Origin of the sequence: Trichodesmium erythraeum IMS101 (assembly GCF_000014265.1) — a bacterium.
GTDB lineage: Bacteria > Cyanobacteriota > Cyanobacteriia > Cyanobacteriales > Microcoleaceae > Trichodesmium > Trichodesmium erythraeum.
On the sequence record NC_008312.1, the window covers coordinates 4,669,011 to 4,689,437 of the forward strand.

Here is a 20,427-nt window from a genome sequence, read left to right on the forward strand (position 1 = left end):
GCTATGAGGATGTTAAGGATTAATCTCTTGAATAGACCAAGTTCCATGGACATCACTTTGATAGAGGCAGCGATTTTGTGGTTCTTTTCTTAGTTCTAAATGCTCAACTTTTGTTGGCTCGAGCAATAATATATAAAAGTTGAATAAGGGCTTGGTTCTGTCTGGTGGAAGTAATTTAAAAGCACTTGCTTGTACTTTATTTTTTCCTGGATGAGGCCAGGTAAATTGCTGTCTAGCATTGTCTGAAATTTCTTGCCATATAGTAAGTCTTGCTTTAGTAAGTTTGGGGTGGGGGTTATCCGCTTTAACTAGAGTTAGTTTTCCTTTAAGCCGAAATTGTTCTCTGGTTTTGGGAAAGTACCAGCAGGCTTCACCCCAGGCATTTTTATCTATTTCCTCTACTTTTTGACTACGACTATCGGTGATAAATTTTAGCTGATTAGTTTGTTGTAAAAAGCCCCGAAATACGATGGTACGATTAGCAGGTTGACCTTCTGGGGTTACTGTTGCTAGCTGGAGATAACGAGCATAGACAAGGCTTTGGTTTTTATGTATGGCTCTCGCTAGGGGCGATCGCCAAGGTGCTAGTTCTTTTTCCTCTAATGAGTTGAGTTCCATTTTTGAGTTACTTTTGGAAATTTTTTATCTGAAAACAAAAAACACTTTTTATATTTATGCCCGGTAGCATCCCTTGTGTATAAAATTAAGTCACAGTTAGAAGAAACCTTTCTGCTTTCTCTTCTGGCGCCTTTTTTACACTAAAGTCTAACTATTTAGGAGCACACGATATTATACTTCAAAATATTTAGTAAGGTTAGTGTATTTATTGATGCTAGACTTTACTTTTTATTTAATAAATGAAGTATTGAGCAAGTTTTGGCACTATTGTCAGCTATTAGCTAGCTCCCTGGATCTGAACTTCCCTATTAAACTATCAATTTATTGCAGGTCTAGGAGGACTTAGTCTCTAGAAAGTGAAGTCTAAGTAAAATTGGTTACGACCTTAGACTTAGTAGTTAATTGAATATGTTCAAAAGCTGAAGCCTGAATGGTTAATTTTTGGGGCTTGATATAATCTGGTGTTAGATTTAGTAATATCAAGTCTGGTAGTGTACTGAAAAGTATATTCTGTTGGCAAAACTCTTAAATATCCTACTATACTTATTTACCTCTCATAAACTTTGTCTATTATAACACTCAAATCCTCTACTATTTCATTTAATCTGATATTAGCTTTTTCAATTAATATCTTGATTTGAACTTTTCAGAAAAGTAGGTGAGATATCAAAACTCAAAAAAAAAATAATAAATAGATAGCTCAAACTTGCTTCCCAAATTTCCTACTTAGCTACAGAGCGATCGCTAGTATCGGGACTTTAGCAAATTTCAAGCCCAAACAAACCCTAAACTCTCTTTATGAGCGGTAAATACGTCGATGTTTTCATCTAACCACTCAACAAAACGATAAGATATTGCGGTACGAAATGCTTCTAAAGTATCAGTAAACGTATTTAATGGTTTGTTAGCCCAACGCCTTCTTATACCTCCTGTTAACTGATGCCAGATAATAAATGTATAAGCACAAAATACTAAAATAAAATGCCTTTTAAGGCTGATTTTATCTCTGACTTGATATTCTCTTAATCCTAACCATCCTTTGGCTTCCCTGTAGAAAACTTCCACCCAATTTCTTTGAGAATAAGTAGAATATATCCACTCAGGAGTTACATATTTGTCTTCTCTATTAGTGATATAATAGTTAATATCAGTGGCCTCAGAAAAACTTTTAGCATTCATAACGATAGCTATAGTTTTTTGACCTGACATCCTAGATATTTCTACTTCTAATGTAGCTACCCAAACTTCTCTAGCATTTTTTGTACTTAGTTGAACTAAGTTGAAAGCTTTCTGAGGTATACTTTCTGCCAGCTTGTCTAATCTAATTTCCTCTTTAATGTCATCTTGTTTTTTAATGATGACTTTTCGATTTTTAGCTAATCCTCCTATATAAGTTAAACTTCTTTTCTCTAGTTGATTTAAGAATGATGTATTGTTACCATAGCCAAATTTCAATTAACACAATTTCTGGTTGGTGTCCTCTGGACAAACATTGATCTACTAGAGACATTGCACTCGTCTGGTTTCTTGACAAATTCTGGGTCTTTTTTTCCTTTTGGAAAAGAATCAGCTTTCTGATACAAAGCTATGTCTAAAGGTAGACTTTTAACTCCATCATAAAGATGAGTTGTCACCACGACTACACCATTATCTGTTTTTCCTATTTCTCCTATATATTGCCGCCCTACTCCTGCAGTAAAATTACCACTTTTTCTGTGGCCTGAATCGTCTATAATTAAAGCAATAGGATCGAGAAGGTTTTGTTTGGCGACGTTCCCACATTACTTGAAGACGACGCTCATTCACAGCATCTACAGACCAATTTGCTCGAACTAGAAAATGCCGTAATTTGTGGTACGTGTGACCTACAGTGTTGTTGGCAATTTGAGACAAGTTTTTTCGATCGCTTTCTCAAGAGTAATCCTCCTATATATTCCCTAAACCCTGTTTTTTGGGCTTTTGTTTTAAAGACATTGTTAAAGCGATCGCACCATCGATGGAAACAAGAGGGCATGGCCACTGAAGTTGTTTCTTTCATCAAACTTTTCCCAGGCCAGTAATTAACGTAAAATACATATCAGGTATACATTATACCCTTTTTTTTACTATTTTTTCACTAAAGTCCCGGTATGTACGAGCTTATTTACTCAATAAGTTCGTCTATATTTGATTAACTTCAAACATCAGTCAGTATGCTCCATAATAGGTAAATTTTTATCAAGAATTCCTATTCCCAAAAAGTTTGGATGACGACAGAAAATGACTTAGCCTGGAAATAAAATCCGCAAACCTTTAAAGAATAAATTGAGATGAAAAATTAGAGAGCATAAATTTTTTTTGAGATAATTATGTAGGAAAATATTCCAGGGAGTAGCTTCGGAATTAGCCATAGTTAAAATCAATTCACAATAAACAATATTTTGATTTGCTTCGGTTATGAGTTTGAGTTACTATTTATCAGTAATTACCGCTTCAAATAGAGGCTTGAACCATAATTTTTTTTGTAATTAAAAACTTTAATATCCACAACAAATTAACGAACTATAAAAATTGATATTATATATAATTTTTACTTTAAATTGTATAAAAAATATATGAGCAAAAAGAAACATATATAATAATTTCTGTTTTTTTTATAAAACCTAATTTTTTTATAAGCTTTTAGTCTTCTTGTATATAAGACCATTTATAAAAAAACTTTTCTATTTTTCTTAATAGTATGGGATCGAGGATTGATTAGGGAGATTTGAGATAAGTGTGAAGAATGAGGTAGGTGTGTTTTATATAAGATTCCTATAAAAGAAAAATCATTAAGGAGCTAATTGCTAATAATTATCAAAAAAAAATGTTGCATATATTTTCATTAATCAATAATTGAAGTATTACTTAAATATAGTATTAATACATGATAAAATATAATTATATAAGTAAATTTTAGAAAGTTATGTTATAATGTTAAATTAAATTTGTATAGGTACTTATGACAAAAGAATGAGGGTTCAAGTCTCCCCCTTTTAATGAGATGAAAAAAATATTCGATTCAGTATTTTAAGCCAGATTATAAATGTGGTTGGTACTGATAGCTGACAATTGACATGACAACTAAGATAATGAATGAATCATTAATTAAAGCATTACTCAAAGATTTACAAAAATCTGATGAGTTGACTAGAAATCAAGCTACAAGTGAACTGTGGAGAATTTGGTTTGAGGAAAAAGGTGTTGCTGGTTTAGAAGCAATTAGACGCTCAGAATATTGGCTGCAGGTTGGAGAAGTTCAGCAGGGAAAAGAAATTTTAAATCAATTAATTGAGGATATACCAGATTTTGGAGAAGCTTGGAATCGAAGAGCGGTTCTTTATTATACTTTAGGACACTATAGGCAGGCAGTCAAGGATTGTGAAATGGTAGTTAAGTTGAATCCTTTCCATTTTGGTGCTTGGCATGGTTTAGGATTATGTTATTTAGCATTGGAAGAATATCGAGAGGCTATTTTGGCTTTTAAAAAAGCTTTAGAAATTCAGCCTTATTCTATTCAAAATCAGAGGTTTATTTTGGAATGTACGGCGAGGTTGAGCTAGATATATTGAAGGAAGATAAAAGCAAGATAAAGCAATAAAAAAATTAGATGAGGATACGGATAAATACAGTTCAGTTAAGGTTTTTTTGCCTGTTCTGTAGTCTGAAAAACTCATCTAATATTTCGATACAGACTTGAGTTTTGGTATGATCTAAATCTTATTACTGTCTAAGGGGGATTTGGTATCAATACTTATGAAAATAAATTATTTAGAATATGATTATTTAAGTTTTATGGATGGTTTTGTGGATGAGAGATTTTGGGTTAAACTATGATTCAGAATTAATCCAAAATTTTTATTGATGCCAATGTTTCCTGATTTTTTGCCAAAATTAACTGCAAGTCTGACTGAATCTATATCTATTGATTTTGCTCAAAATATTCAGTCTGAATCAATTTTTACTCCTTTGATTTCTCAACCAATTAATACTACTTTTTTATCGAAAGGTCAGGGTGGTACTCCAATTTTATTACTACATGGTTTTGATAGTTCTATTTTGGAATTTCGTCGTATTTTGCCATTACTTGCTATTCAAAATAAAACTTTGGCAGTGGATTTATTAGGGTTTGGTTTTACGGATAGATTGCCTAATTTAAAAGTTAATCCACGAGCGATCGGTACTCATCTTTATTATTTCTGGAAAAGTTTGATTAATCAACCTATAATTTTGGTGGGTGCTTCTATGGGCGGTGCTGTTGCTATTGATTTTACTCTGAATTATCCAGAGGTTGTACAAAAGTTGGTATTAATTGATAGTGCTGGATTAAAAAATAATCCTATTATTAGTAAGTTTATATTTCCTCCACTTGACTATTTAGCTACGGAATTTTTGCGCCGTCCCCAAGTGCGAGATAATATTAGTCGTAGTGCTTATTTTGATAAAAGTTTTGCTAGTTCAGATGCTAATATTTGTGCGAGATTACATCTAGAAATGCCTGGTTGGAATAAAGCTTTAATTTCTTTTACTAAAAGTGGTGGGTATGGTAGTTTTAAACAAAAATTGCATTTAATTCAGCAGCAAACTTTGATTTTGTGGGGAGAAAATGATAATATTTTGGGGGTTGGTGATGCTGATAAATTTGTGAAAGCGATCGCTAATTCTGAACTAATTTGGATTCCTAGTTGTGGTCATGTTCCTCACTTAGAAAAATCAGAAGTTACTGCTAATTATATTCTTGATTTTTAAGCTATCAATACTCAGTTTCATGATCTTTGGCCGACAAGTAAAACTGATCATTTTTTTGCCCCAATATATTTCTCCAGCTCAGGATATTTTGTTTGCTAGTTCTCACTCCCTGCACAGCAAAAAGATATTTCAGTTTGCGATCGCTACTTCCCAACATCCTGAGAGGTTCTTGTCTCCCTCCTTAAAAAAGCCAAAATCTTGATATACTAAGCTTTTCCCCTTTTCAAAGGGGGGAGTGGGGCGATCCAAAACCGTACCTCATAAATTATAGAAAATTAAGAAAATTAGAGAGCTATTTCAAAATATAGCAAAGTTATAGCGGGACTTTAGCAAATTTCAAGCCCAAACAAACCCTAAACTCTCTTTATGAGCGGTAAATACGTCGATGTTTTCATCTAACCACTCAACAAAACGATAAGATATTGCGGTACGAAATGCTTCTAAAGTATCAGTAAACGTATTTAATGGTTTGTTAGCCCAACGCCTTCTTATACCTCCTGTTAACTGATGCCAGATAATAAATGTATAAGCACAAAATACTAAAATAAAATGCCTTTTAAGGCTGATTTTATCTCTGACTTGATATTCTCTTAATCCTAACCATCCTTTGGCTTCCCTGTAGAAAACTTCCACCCAATTTCTTTGAGAATAAGTAGAATATATCCACTCAGGAGTTACATATTTGTCTTCTCTATTAGTGATATAATAGTTAATATCAGTGGCCTCAGAAAAACTTTTAGCATTCATAACGATAGCTATAGTTTTTTGACCTGACATCCTAGATATTTCTACTTCTAATGTAGCTACCCAAACTTCTCTAGCATTTTTTGTACTTAGTTGAACTAAGTTGAAAGCTTTCTGAGGTATACTTTCTGCCAGCTTGTCTAATCTAATTTCCTCTTTAATGTCATCTTGTTTTTTAATGATGACTTTTCGATTTTTAGCTAATCCTCCTATATAAGTTAAACTTCTTTTCTCTAGTTGATTTAAGAATGATGTATTGTTACCATAGCCAAATTTCAATTAACACAATTTCTGGTTGGTGTCCTCTGGACAAACATTGATCTACTAGAGACATTGCACTCGTCTGGTTTCTTGACAAATTCTGGGTCTTTTTTTCCTTTTGGAAAAGAATCAGCTTTCTGATACAAAGCTATGTCTAAAGGTAGACTTTTAACTCCATCATAAAGATGAGTTGTCACCACGACTACACCATTATCTGTTTTTCCTATTTCTCCTATATATTGCCGCCCTACTCCTGCAGTAAAATTACCACTTTTTCTGTGGCCTGAATCGTCTATAATTAAAGCAATAGGATCGAGAAGGTTTTGTTTGGCGACGTTCCCACATTACTTGAAGACGACGCTCATTCACAGCATCTACAGACCAATTTGCTCGAACTAGAAAATGCCGTAATTTGTGGTACGTGTGACCTACAGTGTTGTTGGCAATTTGAGACAAGTTTTTTCGATCGCTTTCTCAAGAGTAATCCTCCTATATATTCCCTAAACCCTGTTTTTTGGGCTTTTGTTTTAAAGACATTGTTAAAGCGATCGCACCATCGATGGAAACAAGAGGGCATGGCCACTGAAGTTGTTTCTTTCATCAAACTTTTCCCAGGCCAGTAATTAACGTAAAATACATATCAGGTATACATTATACCCTTTTTTTTACTATTTTTTCACTAAAGTCCCGATAGTAAGGATAGTTAGAAACAGAAAAGTTAGAGGTAAGTTTTCATTTTGTTACATAGCCACAAGTTCTAACGGCTGTCTACTTAGTTGTCATCAAAAATTTGGCATCAACCTCCAACTTTTGAAAAGCTTTTCATTATTATAGAGGAATTTATGGTTAAGCTAAGTTCTAAAAATTTATCCCAGTTTACTTTTAACGGAGGAGCAAATAGAGTAGGTAAAACTTTATCGTTTGATCCTGACGAAAAACGCGGTAGTGCTTTTTACTTCAAAAAAATTAAGCTTGGTAAAGATACTTCTTTTCAAACTAATTTTCGATATCAACCAGAATGGTCTCCTTCACTAACATTTATGCTACAGAATGACCCAAGGCAAGATAATGCTTTATCAAGTACCGTAGCTAGTGGCAGCTATGGTATTGCATCAAGCATAGGTATAGAATTAGATGGCTACTCCGGCAGGGATGTTACAGCACTTTTCAGGTAATTGAACCACAAAGTGCGGTAAAATGGGTTTGATGTAATTGTTAAATTTAATGCCAGTATCGTATTCGAGTGATTTGCGTCGTCGCGTGATTATAGCTTGGGAAGCAAAAGAAGGCTCTCAACGTCAGTTGGCTGAAAGATTTAAGGTCAGCTTGTCTATGGTACAAAATTTGTTGCGTCATTATCGTCACTCTTGGACAAATTGAGGCCAAACGACGTGGAGGATATCAGCAGCCAATAATTTCCTATGATAATCTCAACATCATCAAATCTCTGGTAGAGGAGAAAAATGACTTATTGCTGAGAGAATTATGCGCTCGCTATCAAGAAACAACAGGAATTAGGGTGAGTATCTCCACAATGCATCGCGCCGTAGAAAAATTAGGCTTACGGTGCAAAAAAAAAGTCTTTATGCCAGTGAGCAAGATACCCCAAGAGTCCAAGAGTTAAGACATGACTATCGACGTTGGTTAGATAAAATTGATGTCAGAAATTTAGTATTTGTTGATGAAGCCCGAATAAATTTGTCAATGTCTCGTTTATTCGCCAGAGCCGTAGATGGGGAACGAGCTGTTGGTAGTATCCCAGGTAGCAAGGGTGGAAATGTTTCTTTGATTGGTGCTTTGAACCTGGATGGACTGATTGCGTCGATGACTGTACCAGGAAGTACAAATACTGAGGTATTTATCACTTTATTAAACCCAGGTCTTACTACCTCAGTTGTGGCAAGGGGCAATCGTGGTAATGGATAATCTCAAGGTTCATCATGCTGAACGTGTCAGAGTTGCCATTGAGTCCGTCGGTGCTCAAGTCAAGTTTTTGCCCCCTTACTCTCCTGATTTATCACAAGTGTGAGCTTTGTTGGTCGAAACTGAAGCAATTTCTCCGTTCTTGTGAGGCACGTACCCATGAATCACTGGAGCAAGCAATGGCTGAAGTTGTAAATTTCATTACTGAAGATGATGCCTTCGGTTGGTTCAACCACTGTGCTCTATTTACCTGAAAATTGCTGTAAACAAAAAACAGGGCTTGAATTTTGCCAATGTCGTCAGGCAAAAATTAAAAAAAATTATATTGCTTGTGCTATGGAGCCTGTGGAATAATTTGAAAAAAATAGCAAATTTTCTAGGAAAAACCATTTATCAACTGAAATATCAATTGTCATCTAAATATCTAGTCTCTGAACTAAAATATCCGACAATTAAAATGACAGTTATTGAAATTTTTATAGACTTTTTAAAACCAGCAAAACTAGGGAATGGCTATAATCTTTTAAGCGATCGCTCTATGAATAGCATACACTATATATAGTGTCCTTGTGTAAGTCATTTATGTTTACCAAGCTGCCCCTAAATAAATTCGGTAATTACTCAAAACCCATTTTTGCAAGCAGTTCATGATCGCAATCACAGCTTGGACAAATTCCCTAGTATCTATGTCAAAGTCGCGGAGAAACCTTTGTAGGCGTTTGTAATTATAACTTACTTGGGCATTAGATGAAAATGCAGCCGCTATTTGTACCAAGTTGATATTTCTCTAAATACAGCCTAGATAAATAAAACGATAAATTTAATTCTGGCTCCATGGCAAGAAAAGTCCTTGTTTAAAGTTTTTTGTAGTCAACTAATATCTCAAATATTCAGGTTTCATAGACATTATGGCTTAACTTCTAAGAAACCTTTTCCTATTCTATAAGTCAAGCTTTTTGTCTGGTACCTAATAAAACCAATCTCATTAGTCATTCCATAAAACAAACATAGGATTTTTTTTTGATAGACTCAGATATAATCTGCTTCTGATAAAATACAGAAGTAATTTTCTTTCACTTTTTTTTACAGTCCAGATACCTCCCATTCCTCAAAAAAAACTAGGAAAATAGGAGGTAATATTTAATCTACAACAGCAGTAACTATAAGCCTAACCTAGCTATTCCAACGCTTTACCAAAAATGAATTGACTAGGTTTCATATCTGTACGTTCATTTTCCATTCCTAATAAACGAGTTTTTTCAGACTCTGAAACATTATCAGTATTGGGTTGAGTATTATATTTGACAACCCGATAGGTAAAATTATAATTTTTTTCCATTACTGATGCCTTTTTCGCATACCGAAATCGAATATCTAGACCAAGATACTTGCCTACAGTTACACTAGTTACTGTTTCTACAACAGGGGAATTATATTCATAACTAATCCCACGATATTTAAGTTTCATAGATCTTACCTCTTAATTGCAGAGTATTTGAGGTAAATTCCTTCAGGATGTTTCCTTACTTCCGTCTTCTGAGAAGATGAACGCTTAAATTTTTTCTATCCAATTATCACTGAGAACTTTTCCAAGCTTTAAAAAATTCTATATTTATTTATCTTTTCTGCTAAAAGCTTTTTGGTCTGGACTTTTACTCCACATTCTGATAAAAGATAAAATTAATCAAAGCTTAAAATGCTTAATCAAATACACATAACTGATTTTAGGCACCCTGTATCTGAAACCCTTGATATTTGGTTCTCAGCTAATCGTTGAAACTATTCAAAGATTCTTTAGCTGCCTAACATCAGATACATAAATAATAGAGTTATTGGAAATTAAGCCCCTAAAATAGCTAACACCCAAAACAAGTCCAAGAGGGCGTACTTTTGAGGATTAAAATTCTGAAAATTTTACAGAGTAATCTTTTGAGCATTTTATTTTTTTTCCAAACAACTCTAATATTAATCTTCAAGCTCTAGGAGGAAGACTATTGCAAATACTTCTACGCCTGTCCCGAATAATTGATGATTTGAATGAGCGAATTGGACGCCTAACTTATGGCTTAGTCATACTAATGGTCTTAGTTGGTTTTTGGAATGTGATTGGACGCTATCTAGGTAGGACTATTGGTCAAAACTTAACTTCTAATGCTTTTATTGAAATCCAGTGGTATATTTTTGACCTGGTTTTTCTTCTGGGTAGTGCTTATTCACTAAAACACAATGAACACGTTCGTGTAGACATTTTTTATACTAAGTGGAGTCCCAAAAGAAAAGCTCTAGCTAACTTAATTGGTACAATATTTTTCTTAATTCCCTTTAGCATTATTATAGTCGTAGTTTCCTGGGGTGCTGTTTTAAATTCCTGGGCTATCTTTGAAACTTCCCCTGACCCTGGTGGGTTACCCCGTTACCCAATTAAAACAATGATTATAGTTAGCTTTATATTATTATTTCTTCAAGGAATTTCTGAAGCAATTAAAAATTTTGCAGTTTTGACAGGTAAATTAGCCCCCCATCAGGAGTCTCATGAGTCTGAGTTTTGAATCTGAATTACTAGGTCCATCAATGTTTGTCGGAGCATTGATTTTGCTTTCCCTCGGTTATCCGGTAGCTTTTTCCCTAGGAGGAGTAGCAATAATCTTTGGTTTAATAGGTATTGGTTTAGGAGTTTTTGACCCTATATTTCTTACCGCAATGCCCCAAAGAATTTTTGGCATTATGGCTAACTATACTTTGTTAGCTATTCCCTACTTTATTTTTATGGGGGGAATGTTAGAAAAATCTGGCATTGCAGAACAACTACTGGAAACAATAGGAATATTGTTTGGTCGAGTTAGAGGTGGTTTAGCTCTGGCAGTTGTTCTTGTCGGCGCTCTTCTAGCTGCTACTACTGGTGTTGTTGCTGCTACGGTAGTCGCAATGGGGTTAATTTCTTTACCTATTATGTTGCGCTATGGGTATAATAAAGAGTTAGCTACAGGTGTAATTGTAGCATCGGGAACTTTAGGCCAGATTATTCCCCCTAGTGTGGTTTTAGTAGTTTTGGCAGACCAACTGGGAATTTCTGTTGGTGATCTATTTATTGGTTCTATTTTGCCTGGTCTAATAATGGCAGGAACTTTTGCTCTTCATGTTTTGATTGTTTCTTTTATACGACCAGATTTAGCACCTGCTTTACCAGCAGAGGTACGAAATATTGGAGGGAAAAATCTCTGGATGAGGGTGCTAACCGTAATGTTTCCACCATTAATCTTAATTTTATTAGTTTTAGGTAGTATATTTTTTGGTATTGCTACACCTACAGAAGCTGGTGCTGTGGGATGTGTGGGAGCGATCGCTCTTGCTATAGCTAAAGGTAAGTTTAGTTGGACCTCTTTAAGAAAAGTATGTGATGTTACCCTCCGCACAACTACTATGGTAATGTTTATACTTTTGGGTTCCACTGCGTTTAGTTTAGTTTTTCGAGGAGTCGAAGGCGATCGCTTTATGTTTGATTTGCTTTTTAATCTTCCTGGTGGTACGACTGGTTTTTTGATTGTCAGTATGGCAATTGTTTTTTTTCTTGGTTTTTTTATTGACTTTTTTGAGATTGCTTTTATTGTTGTACCTTTATTTGTACCTGTTGCACAACAACTTGGTATTGACCTAGTTTGGTATGGTGTGATCTTAGGGGCTAATCTTCAAGCATCTTTTTTAACGCCTCCCTTTGGCTTTGCCCTATTTTACTTACGAGGTGTAGCACCTTCAGAAGTTACTACTGGTCAAATATATAGAGGTGCTATTCAGTTCATCTTACTTCAGTTATTGGTTTTAGTACTGATTATTACTTTTCCTAGTATTGTTAATTTTCTACCCTCATTGAGTGGATAAAGATTTGATACCAAAATTCTCATGGATAATGTATTTAATAAATACATTTTTTTACCAGATTTAATATAAATTTAAGTATAAAGATAAGAAGAATAAATATTTATAACCTTTGGTCATAATTGCTAAATAATGATTACTGCTAAACTTAGTATAAAAAATAAGTAAAACTTTACCTCGTGTATTTTGACTAACTTAAGACTTGAAGCTATTGCTCCCAAATAAATAATTAAAAATTTTTCTTCACTATTGCTTATATCAAGAAGTTTAATATATACTGAACTCTCAGTTTTAATTTTAGTCTTGAGGGTTTACTTCTGATTACTATAAAAGTTAGTATTAAAAATGATTGAAAATTAATTGGGTATTTTTACTAACTCAAGACTTAAAGCTATTGGTAACCCAATAATTAAAAAAATTTCTCAACTATTGCATAGATGAAGAAATTTAATATATACTAACTATCAACTTCAATTAATAGGAAGTTATTAAAAATAAGTCTAGTTCAACTTGGAGATATTAGTATGAGTATGTCAAAAAAAATTGATGTTCAGCCAGTTCGGTCTAGTAAAATTCAGGTAGAGGTAAAAGATATTCTACAAAATTCACTAGGAAAAAACTCACAAACAGGATTAAATTTTGACGCAGATGGTGGCGATCGTCACTTTGACTCAGATGGTGGTGATCGTCATCACTAAGAGTTCAATATTTAAGTATTTGAATGTTTGTTTTAGATGCTTAGGGGGTTAAGAGTTACCTATCATTAGTATCTCTAGCCATGTTAGTCTGAACATGACAAATAAAAAAAATATTATGGTAAAAACTTTCCCCTTTTATATCTAAATATGTATATATCAAATATTTTTGAGCGTTTTTTACATGCAATAATAGATAATTTTATATAATTCAGAGAATAAGCGTTGAAAAAAAACTATTTAACATTTAACTTAAGAGATTAATTAAGATATGTAAATGTAATAGATTGTAAGGAATTTTATTTAAGCACCTAAATAAAAAAAGTAACCTTCCCTAATTTTATGTAAGCCTTACATGAGAAGGAATTCATCTAAAAAAGTGTATGATTAATCTTGTATTCTTACTTGATTTTACCTGTTCCTAATAAAGCTTTGAAATATAAGTGTTTATTCTTTTTAGATAGTATTTATCAAATATATAAAGTGCATAAATATTCTATTTTAGGTAATAGATAACAGGACAAGTAGAGAAGAGTAAAATAATATTATACAGGGGATTCTATCTTTGTGAGGTAAACTCTAGGGCAAGAAATATTTAATTATTAATATATATACTTCATATACTTAGAATATACTGTATCATTAATATCAGAATATCTATATACAAGAAAACTATTATTTAAGATAAGTAAATATTAAGTTTAAAAAATTAAGAATTCCTAAATAAACCCATATATCAATGAATTAAGATTTAGTTGAGTTCAAATGATATGATAGACAAAGTAAAAATCAGCTTTGACTAATCTATGATGTGCTAGTAAAAATCCTTAACTAAACTTAATAAGACCATAAACTTCAAAAATTAATAGAAAAAATTCTTAATTATGTCGTATCTAACACATCTAATACAACCATTAAAGCAAGAAGAATTTTTAGAAAACAACTGGACTAAGAAAGCGATCGCTATCTCCAATAAAGGAGAGAAAGATTTTACAGACCTATTTTCATGGGAAAAACTTAACTACCTACTAAACTTTCATCAAATAAAATATCCCGATGTGCGACTTGCATTTGATGGAAAAGTTCTGGAGGAAAAAGAAAATAGAAATTTTACTCAATGGTGCGAAAAAGGAGCAACCTTAATTCTAGATCAAATTCATAGAAGGATTCCAGAAGTTGCTATATTTACTTCAAAACTCAGCTACGAATTAGGATACCCAACTCAAGTCAATGCTTATTGTTCTTGGTCTAGTAAAAAAGGATTTTCTCCTCACTACGACACTCACGATGTATTTATTTTGCAGGTAGAAGGAAATAAACAATGGTATGTGTATAATGACACCTTCAAATATCCATTGCCAAACCAAAAATCATCTTCTTTTACACCACCTGAAAAAGAAGCATATTTGAGTTGTATTTTACATCCAGGAGATGTACTTTATATACCTCGTGGACACTGGCATTATGCAGTGACAAAAGAGGAACCATCTATTCATCTTACTTTAGGTATTCACTCTTCAACAGGTGTGGATTTATTGGAATGGTTAATTGGTCAATTACAATACAGAGAAGAATGGAGAACAAGTCTAGCGTTAAGAATAGATGATACTTCTTTTAATGTTAGTGTAGAAAATTTAATTAAAGACTTAAAAGAGTATATAAATAATCACAATATTAGCGAAGAATATAATAATTACTTGGATGGTTTAGCAAAACCTTTTGAGCAGTATAATTTACCTTATCAAGCTGGATTTCATATTTTTCATAGGGATATCGATACTAAATTCAAAGTGTCTCAGTTTCAACGTTTAAAAATTTCCAAAATGGCTGATGATGATGGATATAAAATTTTAGTTTCTGGTAAAGAGGTATCTATTCGAGGAGTACCAGAATATTTAGTGAAAAATTTATTTAGCCGAGAAACATTTACTGGAAAAGATATCATAAATTTATTACCTGACTATGACTGGGAAATAGATATTATGCCCATGTTATCAAAGCTAGTTAATGAAAGAGTTATTTTTGTAGAATCAGGGCTGTAAATATGAATATATTTTTTTATTGATGTTGATTAAGGAGTTAAATGTTATGAAAATCAAATTGTAATTAATACTCAATTAGTATGTATCTGAATAGTAAGATAATATATCGTTTAAAACTCATTTATTAGAGAAAAATTGAGAGGTAAATTACTTATGAATTTATTACTTAAACATAACTGATAAATAGATACTATGGCTATATTATCAAAGCCAGTAACTGAAATTAGTGAAAAAGTTATTTTTATATAATTAAAATAGGAGTTTAAAGATGAATAAGTTTTTTTGTTCTAGCGCTTGCCGAGAAGCAGATGAAGACATTATTGGAAGTGGTACGAATTATTCAGTTTATGTATTGATAGAATGTCCTTACCCTTGGAAACATAATGCTTTCGAGTCTCGTTTTTTACCAAAAAACTTAGAGATGTTGATGGCAAAAGTGAAAAGGGATAAATTGTCTCTCAGATTTTTACTGATTACTCAAAATCAAAATTATAGGCAAAATAACAGAAAGATTTTAATTTATGAAAAAAATAAATCTTCATTTATCAATAGTTATAAAAAATATGAGTTTGACGTAGATCATCCTGAAAAAATAGCTCCAATTATTCAAAAATACTTAGCAGGAGATAATTTAGATACTAACACTCAAAATCCTCAAATAAGAGATCTATTAGTTTGTACTCATGGTAGTCACGATAAGTGTTGTGCTAAATATGGTAATCCGTTTTATGCGGAAGCTAAAAAAACTATTTCTGAATTGGGTTTAAAAAATACAAGAATTTGGAAAACAAGTCACTTTGGTGGTCATAGGTTTGCACCTACTATGATTAGCTTTCCTGATGGTAGATATTATGGATTACTTAATCGAGAATCTTTTCAAACAATTTTGCTACAAGCCGGGAATATAAAATTATTAAGCCAAGTTTATCGAGGTTGGAGTATTTTACCAACTTCTATTCAAGTGTTGGAAAGAGAACTTATCTTCCGCCACGGTTGGGAATGGTTTGAGTATAAAATTAATCTTTTACATCTGGATATTAATTTCGATAAAACATTAGTTCAAACTCAATTAGCTGTGCTTAAACCAGATGGTTATCAATATATTTGTCAAGCTAAATTAGTTAAAGATGAAAGTAAAACTATCTATATTAAAGGATCTTGTGATGCATCTCACGAGTCCGAATTTATAAAGTATGCTGTCAGTAATCTTAGCTTCATAATTGAGAAGAAAACTTCTGAAAAAGTGTTAATAAGTTCTCATACAAAGGTTAGTTGAAAACATGAATTGATTTGGTATTTCTCAAAACTAAAATTGCTGACTAGTATCTTTAATACCTATTATTTGATAAATTTATAATCATTCACAAAAGAGACTATTATCAAAAATTTTAGTTACTAATTTTCTCAAGTTTTTTTTGAATAAAAAGCTTTACCTATAAATTCTTAGGATAAAGTAAGTTAAGGAGTATATGATTGAACCTTTAGGAGCTAAAGTCCTCAATCTATCTAAATGCTCTCCTGATTTTAACCCTATTGAATTATGGTGGTTACAACTAAAGTCTTTTATAAGCAGTTTTTATCCCACTACAACAGAAATGGTTGATACGGTCATTTCTGTTGCATTTTAGTTAAGGGTACCTTGTCAAAAAATATGTCAAAAACATCATCAAACTCTTATTTAGTAAAGGTTTTACATGTAATCAACTTGTTCCATGACACATGACATATTCAGCTTTAATCCTTTTTTAGCTATAGCTTTGTATTTCCCTCGCTCCTACTAGCAACTACAGGTATTTTCTCGGTAAAAAATGTCAAAGTACCATTAATATTCTGCATTTAAAAAACTTGTTTATTAAGTGCTGTTATTGTAACTCATAACAATAAGAAGTGGTGTATAAATTTAAAATATATTAGTTGTTTGATTAGGCAAATTGAAGATTTTTTTTATTAAAGATAAATCTATAAATTCTGAACATCAGGTAAATTAAAGAGCATAAATTGGTGCGGTATTCCTAAAAAATTAAGTTGTTGACCAGTGCTTATAAAACCTATTTTTTCATAAAACTTAGATGCACTCAAACGAGACATTACTCTCAAAGATTTTAATTGTTTTTCTTTGGCAATTTCAATGATTTTTTGAATTAAAGCTGTGCCTACTCCCTGAGATTGAAATTTAGGTAAAACAGCAACATATGAAATACTTCCTAGTTCTGTAGATAATTGTCGCAGTCTAGCCGAACCAATAATTTGTTCCTCATAAACAGCAATAAAATGTAGAGAAGAATCATCATCGTCAGACTCATCTTTTTCTGTTCCTCTTTCCATATCTATCGGTTTTCTTAAAACTACCCAACGTTGATAATACATATTTTCTTTTTCTTGTTTGTTTTGAATTCGGCTAATCTTAAACTTTAACATTTTTCAATTTTAATTAATTCAAGGATCTCTATTTGATTTAATCTAGATTTTTATTTATGGGTTGCTAAATACAATTTGATAACTAATAAAGCAATCACTGAAAATACCCATAATGAAATACAATTCAGAATAATGAATCATTAATATCTTATTAATAAAAATAGACCACTTTTATACAATTAAATATAATGTCTATAAATTATAGATGGAATAAAAAGCAGTAAAGTAATATAATTAAATAATTCCATAACTATTAGCTACAATTAACCCCATCTCTGAGTTTTAAGTAGAAACTACTTAGACCAAGCTGGATGAGATAATATAGACGCAAACATTCGTACTCCACGGAGTAAATTAGAAAGAGGTAGATGACCTTTTGGAGCACTTAAATTCCAAGTAAATTCATTAGGGTATCTACTCCAAGTATTGCCATTTTTCCAGCCAATTTTTGGTAGAAACTTATCCCAATTTTTCCCTGATCCCAACCAAATTTCTCTCTGTACGGAATAGCCAAATTTACCTTCTGAATAAATTAACCACATGTTATTAATAGTTTTCATATCTGGAATTGGAATACTATCTACTTCTGAAAAATAAAGCCACTTTCTTTGTATCGCTGCTTCTCCTACTAACTCACACAATTTTTGCATTGTTAATTTATCAGCTTCTAAAAAATCTTGATGGGCTAATTTGACTTGTAAATGACTGTAGTCGATATTAGATGCTGAATTGATTGGTACAACTCCTAAGGGAAAGTTTTTTTGTATAAATTCATCAACTTTAGATGACTTAATTTGACGTAAAACTTGATATATTTTTCCCTTAACTATAGTTGGCGAATCTAATTTTTTCTTCTGCAAAAACTCCATGAGAATTTCTACACCTTCATCTCCTATTTTTGCTAAATTAGGAATTACCTGCAACTGTTTTTTTTCAGAACCAGATTCTAGTTGATACTCTAGTTCAGATATATTAAATGAAGGGTATTTTGTAAAGTTAGTTTGTGATTCTGTCATTTCATTTATTAGTTATTAGTTATTAGTTATTAGTTATTAGTTATCAGTTATTAGTATATCTAGGAGTCATAATTATATTCATAATTCTGTAGAACCTGTCAGTCAATTAATGGGTTTCAGAATTCTACAAAATTTGATTATTTACTAGTATTGAATTAGTAGTCATTCCCCTATCTCCTACTAAGATTAATTCTGACGACTCCTTGTTCAATAATATTTTGACATCCTCCCCGGCTATTAGGCATGGGGTAGGGGGTTATTGTAAACCGAAACTCCAATACAGTTTGACTTTTAATTGACTTCTGCAATTTTTGGTCGTGAGGACGAAACTTGCACTTGCCTTAGACTTACCTCCACGTCCGTTTTTTTCTGGTGACTGCCTGCCTGCGACTAATATATCTACTGCTGCATTTTGATCACGTTCGTGTTTAGCACCACAGTTGAGAGACTCCCATTCACGAATTAATAAATCTAATTTTCCTCCTTTAACATCAAATACAGCTAGAGTAAATTTGAAATGTTAGTTCTCAACGTCGAATTACTCTATGACTGCGGCTATATTTTTTTGCCTTTCCTTCTAACAAGGTTTCGGCATTACTTCATAACCATTCATTAGAGACCCAAACCTCTTGGGGACGGGTTACGCTTTTGACCACTAAAGAAACATATAATACCTCTACAAAAATCAATTGTTTGGTTTTCACTAATTATTTTAGTAGATAATTTATCCATAAAATCTGTTTTTATGTTCTTTTGTTTCCCATGAAATTTAGCAATTTTAACTTGTGCATTTTTATATTGTTTAAAACCCCCTACTTTTTTAGATAAATACTTACCTAACACGTTACACAGATCCTATGAAAGAGGGCACTTACTGATTAATCTTTTTCTTTAAGAGTTTTTGTGCATGAATTTTATTACTTTTACTCAAAGTAGCAAAAGTTTTAATACCTAAATAATTATCTACTTAATCATCAGTTTTAGGAATGTTTTCTAGATTAATTTATCTTACAAAACTTAATAAATATCTATTAGTAGAGTATTTAATAATACTTACTGATGATACTTAATCCTTACAACTTTCTCAACCAAACTACTCTTAATTTCCAAACTTTAAGCTATATTAGGAAATTTATGCTGAATAACTTTCAACCCTGACCGGACCTAACAGTTTGCATATAACTTCAAAGTTTTAAATTTAGGAGATTTAACAGGTTGACTTTTAGTTGATCTAAAAAAGTTTTGATAGACTTGGTTTAAATCATTTACACATTACTGCAATGGTATAGTAGAAACTTATGATAACTATTTTCTATCTTGAGTCTTTTTAGCTTGAGTAATAAACTGTTTTTCTAGTGTAGCGGGGGAGTTAACAGGCTTCTTCTCTCCTAATAATTACTTTTTATAATCATAAAGCTAGACTATCATTCAACACAAAATGGACACAGCTATTATGAGCTTTGCACTATCAGTATTTTCGCTTATGGCCGATGTTTTAAACCGAATTTTTTGGTAAAATACTATTAATAATTCCAGTAGTAGAAGTTGGCACTTCTATTTGAATTATAGATACTTTACCACCATAATTTTTTACTTTTTGAGCTTCTGGTAATGTTTCAACAGAATAATCGCCACCTTTAACATAAATATCAGGTTTAAGTCGTTCTATTATTTTAGTAGCAGTAGTTTCATTAAAAATTACTACTCCATCAACCGGTTTGAGAGCTGCTAAAACTTCAGCCCGTTGGGTTTGTGGTATAATTGGTCGCATTGGGTATCCCTCTTTTTGGGGTTTAAGATTTTGCACTGACCAATCACTATTTAATCCTACTATAAGCGATCGCCCTAGAGACTTAGTTGCCCACAAATAACGAACATGTCCAGCATGAATTAAGTCGAAGCACCCATTTGTAAATACTAAAGGTCGCCAAAAAGTTGCTTGAGAATTAATTAGTTGTTCTAGTTCAGTTAAATTGTATAGGCCAGAAATTAGTTTTTGGGAGTCCATTTTTTCTTATGTCCCTTGATACTTCACCTTAATTTATATCTTCTTCAGTAGGTGTTTGATAT

Annotated in this window: 20 protein-coding genes, 2 pseudogenes and 1 riboswitch; of the genes and pseudogenes, 13 read left to right on the plus strand and 9 right to left on the minus strand. The window is 32.4% G+C overall.

Annotated features, from left to right (window positions below; genetic code table 11):
* Positions 1 to 12: 12 nt before the first annotated feature.
* Positions 13 to 618, minus strand: a complete 606-nt coding sequence (locus TERY_RS14490) for an Npun_F5749 family FMN-dependent PPOX-type flavoprotein (protein WP_011612528.1) — start codon at positions 616 to 618, stop codon at positions 13 to 15.
* A gap of 768 nt (positions 619 to 1,386) precedes the next feature.
* Positions 1,387 to 2,656, minus strand: a pseudogene (locus tag TERY_RS14495) (IS701 family transposase).
* Positions 2,657 to 3,713: 1,057 nt separating this feature from the next.
* On the opposite strand from TERY_RS14495, the gene TERY_RS14500 reads away from it, so the two are divergent.
* From TERY_RS14500 to TERY_RS33195, 3 genes are all read left to right on the plus strand, one after another.
* Positions 3,714 to 4,199 (plus strand): tetratricopeptide repeat protein, encoded by a 486-nt coding sequence (locus TERY_RS14500; protein WP_011612529.1) that lies wholly within the window; start codon positions 3,714 to 3,716, stop codon positions 4,197 to 4,199.
* Between the two features lie 307 nt (positions 4,200 to 4,506).
* Complete coding sequence (locus TERY_RS14505) at positions 4,507 to 5,385, plus strand: alpha/beta fold hydrolase (RefSeq protein ID WP_044137571.1); 879 nt, start codon at positions 4,507 to 4,509, stop codon at positions 5,383 to 5,385.
* Positions 5,386 to 5,440: 55 nt separating this feature from the next.
* A complete protein-coding gene (locus tag TERY_RS33195) occupies positions 5,441 to 5,587 on the plus strand; it encodes a hypothetical protein (protein ID WP_196797050.1) in 147 nt (48 codons plus the stop codon).
* Between the two features lie 134 nt (positions 5,588 to 5,721).
* Here TERY_RS33195 and TERY_RS14510 read toward each other — a convergent pair.
* A pseudogene (locus tag TERY_RS14510) lies at positions 5,722 to 6,991 on the minus strand (IS701 family transposase).
* Between the two features lie 241 nt (positions 6,992 to 7,232).
* Here TERY_RS14510 and TERY_RS14515 point away from each other — a divergent pair.
* The 4 genes from TERY_RS14515 (at position 7,233) to TERY_RS30750 (ending at position 8,419) form a co-directional block, all read left to right on the plus strand.
* Positions 7,233 to 7,565: a putative glucosesorbosone dehydrogenase gene (locus tag TERY_RS14515; RefSeq protein WP_011612531.1), complete on the plus strand. Its 333-nt coding sequence runs from the start codon at positions 7,233 to 7,235 to the stop codon at positions 7,563 to 7,565.
* A 49-nt stretch (positions 7,566 to 7,614) separates the two neighbouring features.
* Positions 7,615 to 7,770, plus strand: coding sequence for a helix-turn-helix domain-containing protein (locus tag TERY_RS35150; protein WP_196797052.1), 156 nt, complete (start codon positions 7,615 to 7,617; stop codon positions 7,768 to 7,770).
* 186 nt (positions 7,771 to 7,956) lie between these two features.
* Positions 7,957 to 8,316, plus strand: coding sequence for a transposase (locus TERY_RS30745; protein WP_011612577.1), 360 nt, complete (start codon positions 7,957 to 7,959; stop codon positions 8,314 to 8,316).
* Positions 8,309 to 8,419, plus strand: a complete 111-nt coding sequence (locus TERY_RS30750; RefSeq protein WP_081432459.1) for a transposase — start codon at positions 8,309 to 8,311, stop codon at positions 8,417 to 8,419. Before TERY_RS30745 ends, TERY_RS30750 begins: the two co-directional genes overlap by 8 nt.
* A 480-nt stretch (positions 8,420 to 8,899) precedes the next feature.
* Here TERY_RS30750 and TERY_RS14530 read toward each other — a convergent pair whose 3' ends face one another.
* The gene (locus TERY_RS14530) at positions 8,900 to 9,088 is read right to left on the minus strand and encodes a hypothetical protein (protein WP_044136837.1); all 189 of its coding nucleotides are present in this window, start codon (positions 9,086 to 9,088) and stop codon (positions 8,900 to 8,902) included.
* A 402-nt stretch (positions 9,089 to 9,490) separates the two neighbouring features.
* Positions 9,491 to 9,781, minus strand: a complete 291-nt coding sequence (locus TERY_RS14535; protein WP_011612533.1) for a DUF4278 domain-containing protein — start codon at positions 9,779 to 9,781, stop codon at positions 9,491 to 9,493.
* A gap of 31 nt (positions 9,782 to 9,812) precedes the next feature.
* Positions 9,813 to 9,866, minus strand: a riboswitch (Glutamine riboswitch).
* Between the two features lie 441 nt (positions 9,867 to 10,307).
* Here TERY_RS14535 and TERY_RS14540 point away from each other — a divergent pair.
* From TERY_RS14540 to TERY_RS33205, 6 genes are all read left to right on the plus strand, one after another.
* The gene (locus TERY_RS14540) at positions 10,308 to 10,862 is read left to right on the plus strand and encodes a TRAP transporter small permease subunit (protein ID WP_011612534.1); all 555 of its coding nucleotides are present in this window, start codon (positions 10,308 to 10,310) and stop codon (positions 10,860 to 10,862) included.
* Complete coding sequence (locus TERY_RS14545) at positions 10,846 to 12,189, plus strand: TRAP transporter large permease subunit (RefSeq protein ID WP_011612535.1); 1,344 nt, start codon at positions 10,846 to 10,848, stop codon at positions 12,187 to 12,189. The genes TERY_RS14540 and TERY_RS14545 overlap by 17 nt, the downstream gene beginning before the upstream one ends.
* 527 nt (positions 12,190 to 12,716) lie before the next feature.
* A complete protein-coding gene (locus TERY_RS33200; RefSeq protein WP_196797054.1) occupies positions 12,717 to 12,884 on the plus strand; it encodes a hypothetical protein in 168 nt (55 codons plus the stop codon).
* Between the two features lie 881 nt (positions 12,885 to 13,765).
* Positions 13,766 to 14,923, plus strand: coding sequence for a JmjC domain-containing protein (locus TERY_RS14550; RefSeq protein WP_011612536.1), 1,158 nt, complete (start codon positions 13,766 to 13,768; stop codon positions 14,921 to 14,923).
* 268 nt (positions 14,924 to 15,191) lie between these two features.
* The gene (locus TERY_RS14555; protein WP_011612537.1) at positions 15,192 to 16,199 is read left to right on the plus strand and encodes a sucrase ferredoxin; all 1,008 of its coding nucleotides are present in this window, start codon (positions 15,192 to 15,194) and stop codon (positions 16,197 to 16,199) included.
* A 193-nt stretch (positions 16,200 to 16,392) separates the two neighbouring features.
* The gene (locus TERY_RS33205) at positions 16,393 to 16,551 is read left to right on the plus strand and encodes a transposase (RefSeq protein ID WP_011612538.1); all 159 of its coding nucleotides are present in this window, start codon (positions 16,393 to 16,395) and stop codon (positions 16,549 to 16,551) included.
* 331 nt (positions 16,552 to 16,882) lie between these two features.
* Here TERY_RS33205 and TERY_RS14560 read toward each other — a convergent pair whose 3' ends face one another.
* The 4 genes from TERY_RS14560 to TERY_RS14575 all read right to left on the minus strand — a co-directional run bounded on the left by TERY_RS14560 (position 16,883) and on the right by TERY_RS14575 (position 20,365).
* Positions 16,883 to 17,341 (minus strand): GNAT family N-acetyltransferase, encoded by a 459-nt coding sequence (locus TERY_RS14560; RefSeq protein WP_011612539.1) that lies wholly within the window; start codon positions 17,339 to 17,341, stop codon positions 16,883 to 16,885.
* A gap of 293 nt (positions 17,342 to 17,634) precedes the next feature.
* A complete protein-coding gene (locus tag TERY_RS14565) occupies positions 17,635 to 18,357 on the minus strand; it encodes a GUN4 N-terminal ARM-like repeat domain-containing protein (RefSeq protein WP_011612540.1) in 723 nt (240 codons plus the stop codon).
* A 612-nt stretch (positions 18,358 to 18,969) separates the two neighbouring features.
* Positions 18,970 to 19,200 (minus strand): hypothetical protein, encoded by a 231-nt coding sequence (locus TERY_RS25405; RefSeq protein WP_011612541.1) that lies wholly within the window; start codon positions 19,198 to 19,200, stop codon positions 18,970 to 18,972.
* A gap of 652 nt (positions 19,201 to 19,852) precedes the next feature.
* Complete coding sequence (locus TERY_RS14575; RefSeq protein WP_011612542.1) at positions 19,853 to 20,365, minus strand: adenylyltransferase/cytidyltransferase family protein; 513 nt, start codon at positions 20,363 to 20,365, stop codon at positions 19,853 to 19,855.
* Between the last annotated feature and the right edge of the window lie 62 nt (positions 20,366 to 20,427).

Bases quoted from the DNA above. Each gene is read 5' to 3' on its own strand.
- TERY_RS14490 (WP_011612528.1), bottom strand. From the start codon at position 618: ATGGAACTCAACTCATTAGAGGAAAAAGAACTAGCACCTTGGCGATCG.
- TERY_RS14500 (WP_011612529.1), top strand. From the start codon at position 3,714: ATGACAACTAAGATAATGAATGAATCATTAATTAAAGCATTACTCAAA.
- TERY_RS14505 (WP_044137571.1), top strand. From the start codon at position 4,507: ATGTTTCCTGATTTTTTGCCAAAATTAACTGCAAGTCTGACTGAATCT.
- TERY_RS14515 (WP_011612531.1), top strand. From the start codon at position 7,233: ATGGTTAAGCTAAGTTCTAAAAATTTATCCCAGTTTACTTTTAACGGA.
- TERY_RS35150 (WP_196797052.1), top strand. From the start codon at position 7,615: ATGCCAGTATCGTATTCGAGTGATTTGCGTCGTCGCGTGATTATAGCT.
- TERY_RS30750 (WP_081432459.1), top strand. From the start codon at position 8,309: ATGGATAATCTCAAGGTTCATCATGCTGAACGTGTCAGAGTTGCCATT.
- TERY_RS14535 (WP_011612533.1), bottom strand. From the start codon at position 9,781: ATGAAACTTAAATATCGTGGGATTAGTTATGAATATAATTCCCCTGTT.
- TERY_RS14545 (WP_011612535.1), top strand. From the start codon at position 10,846: ATGAGTCTGAGTTTTGAATCTGAATTACTAGGTCCATCAATGTTTGTC.
- TERY_RS33200 (WP_196797054.1), top strand. From the start codon at position 12,717: ATGTCAAAAAAAATTGATGTTCAGCCAGTTCGGTCTAGTAAAATTCAG.
- TERY_RS14550 (WP_011612536.1), top strand. From the start codon at position 13,766: ATGTCGTATCTAACACATCTAATACAACCATTAAAGCAAGAAGAATTT.
- TERY_RS14555 (WP_011612537.1), top strand. From the start codon at position 15,192: ATGAATAAGTTTTTTTGTTCTAGCGCTTGCCGAGAAGCAGATGAAGAC.
- TERY_RS33205 (WP_011612538.1), top strand. From the start codon at position 16,393: ATGATTGAACCTTTAGGAGCTAAAGTCCTCAATCTATCTAAATGCTCT.
- TERY_RS14560 (WP_011612539.1), bottom strand. From the start codon at position 17,341: ATGTTAAAGTTTAAGATTAGCCGAATTCAAAACAAACAAGAAAAAGAA.
- TERY_RS14565 (WP_011612540.1), bottom strand. From the start codon at position 18,357: ATGACAGAATCACAAACTAACTTTACAAAATACCCTTCATTTAATATA.
- TERY_RS14575 (WP_011612542.1), bottom strand. From the start codon at position 20,365: ATGGACTCCCAAAAACTAATTTCTGGCCTATACAATTTAACTGAACTA.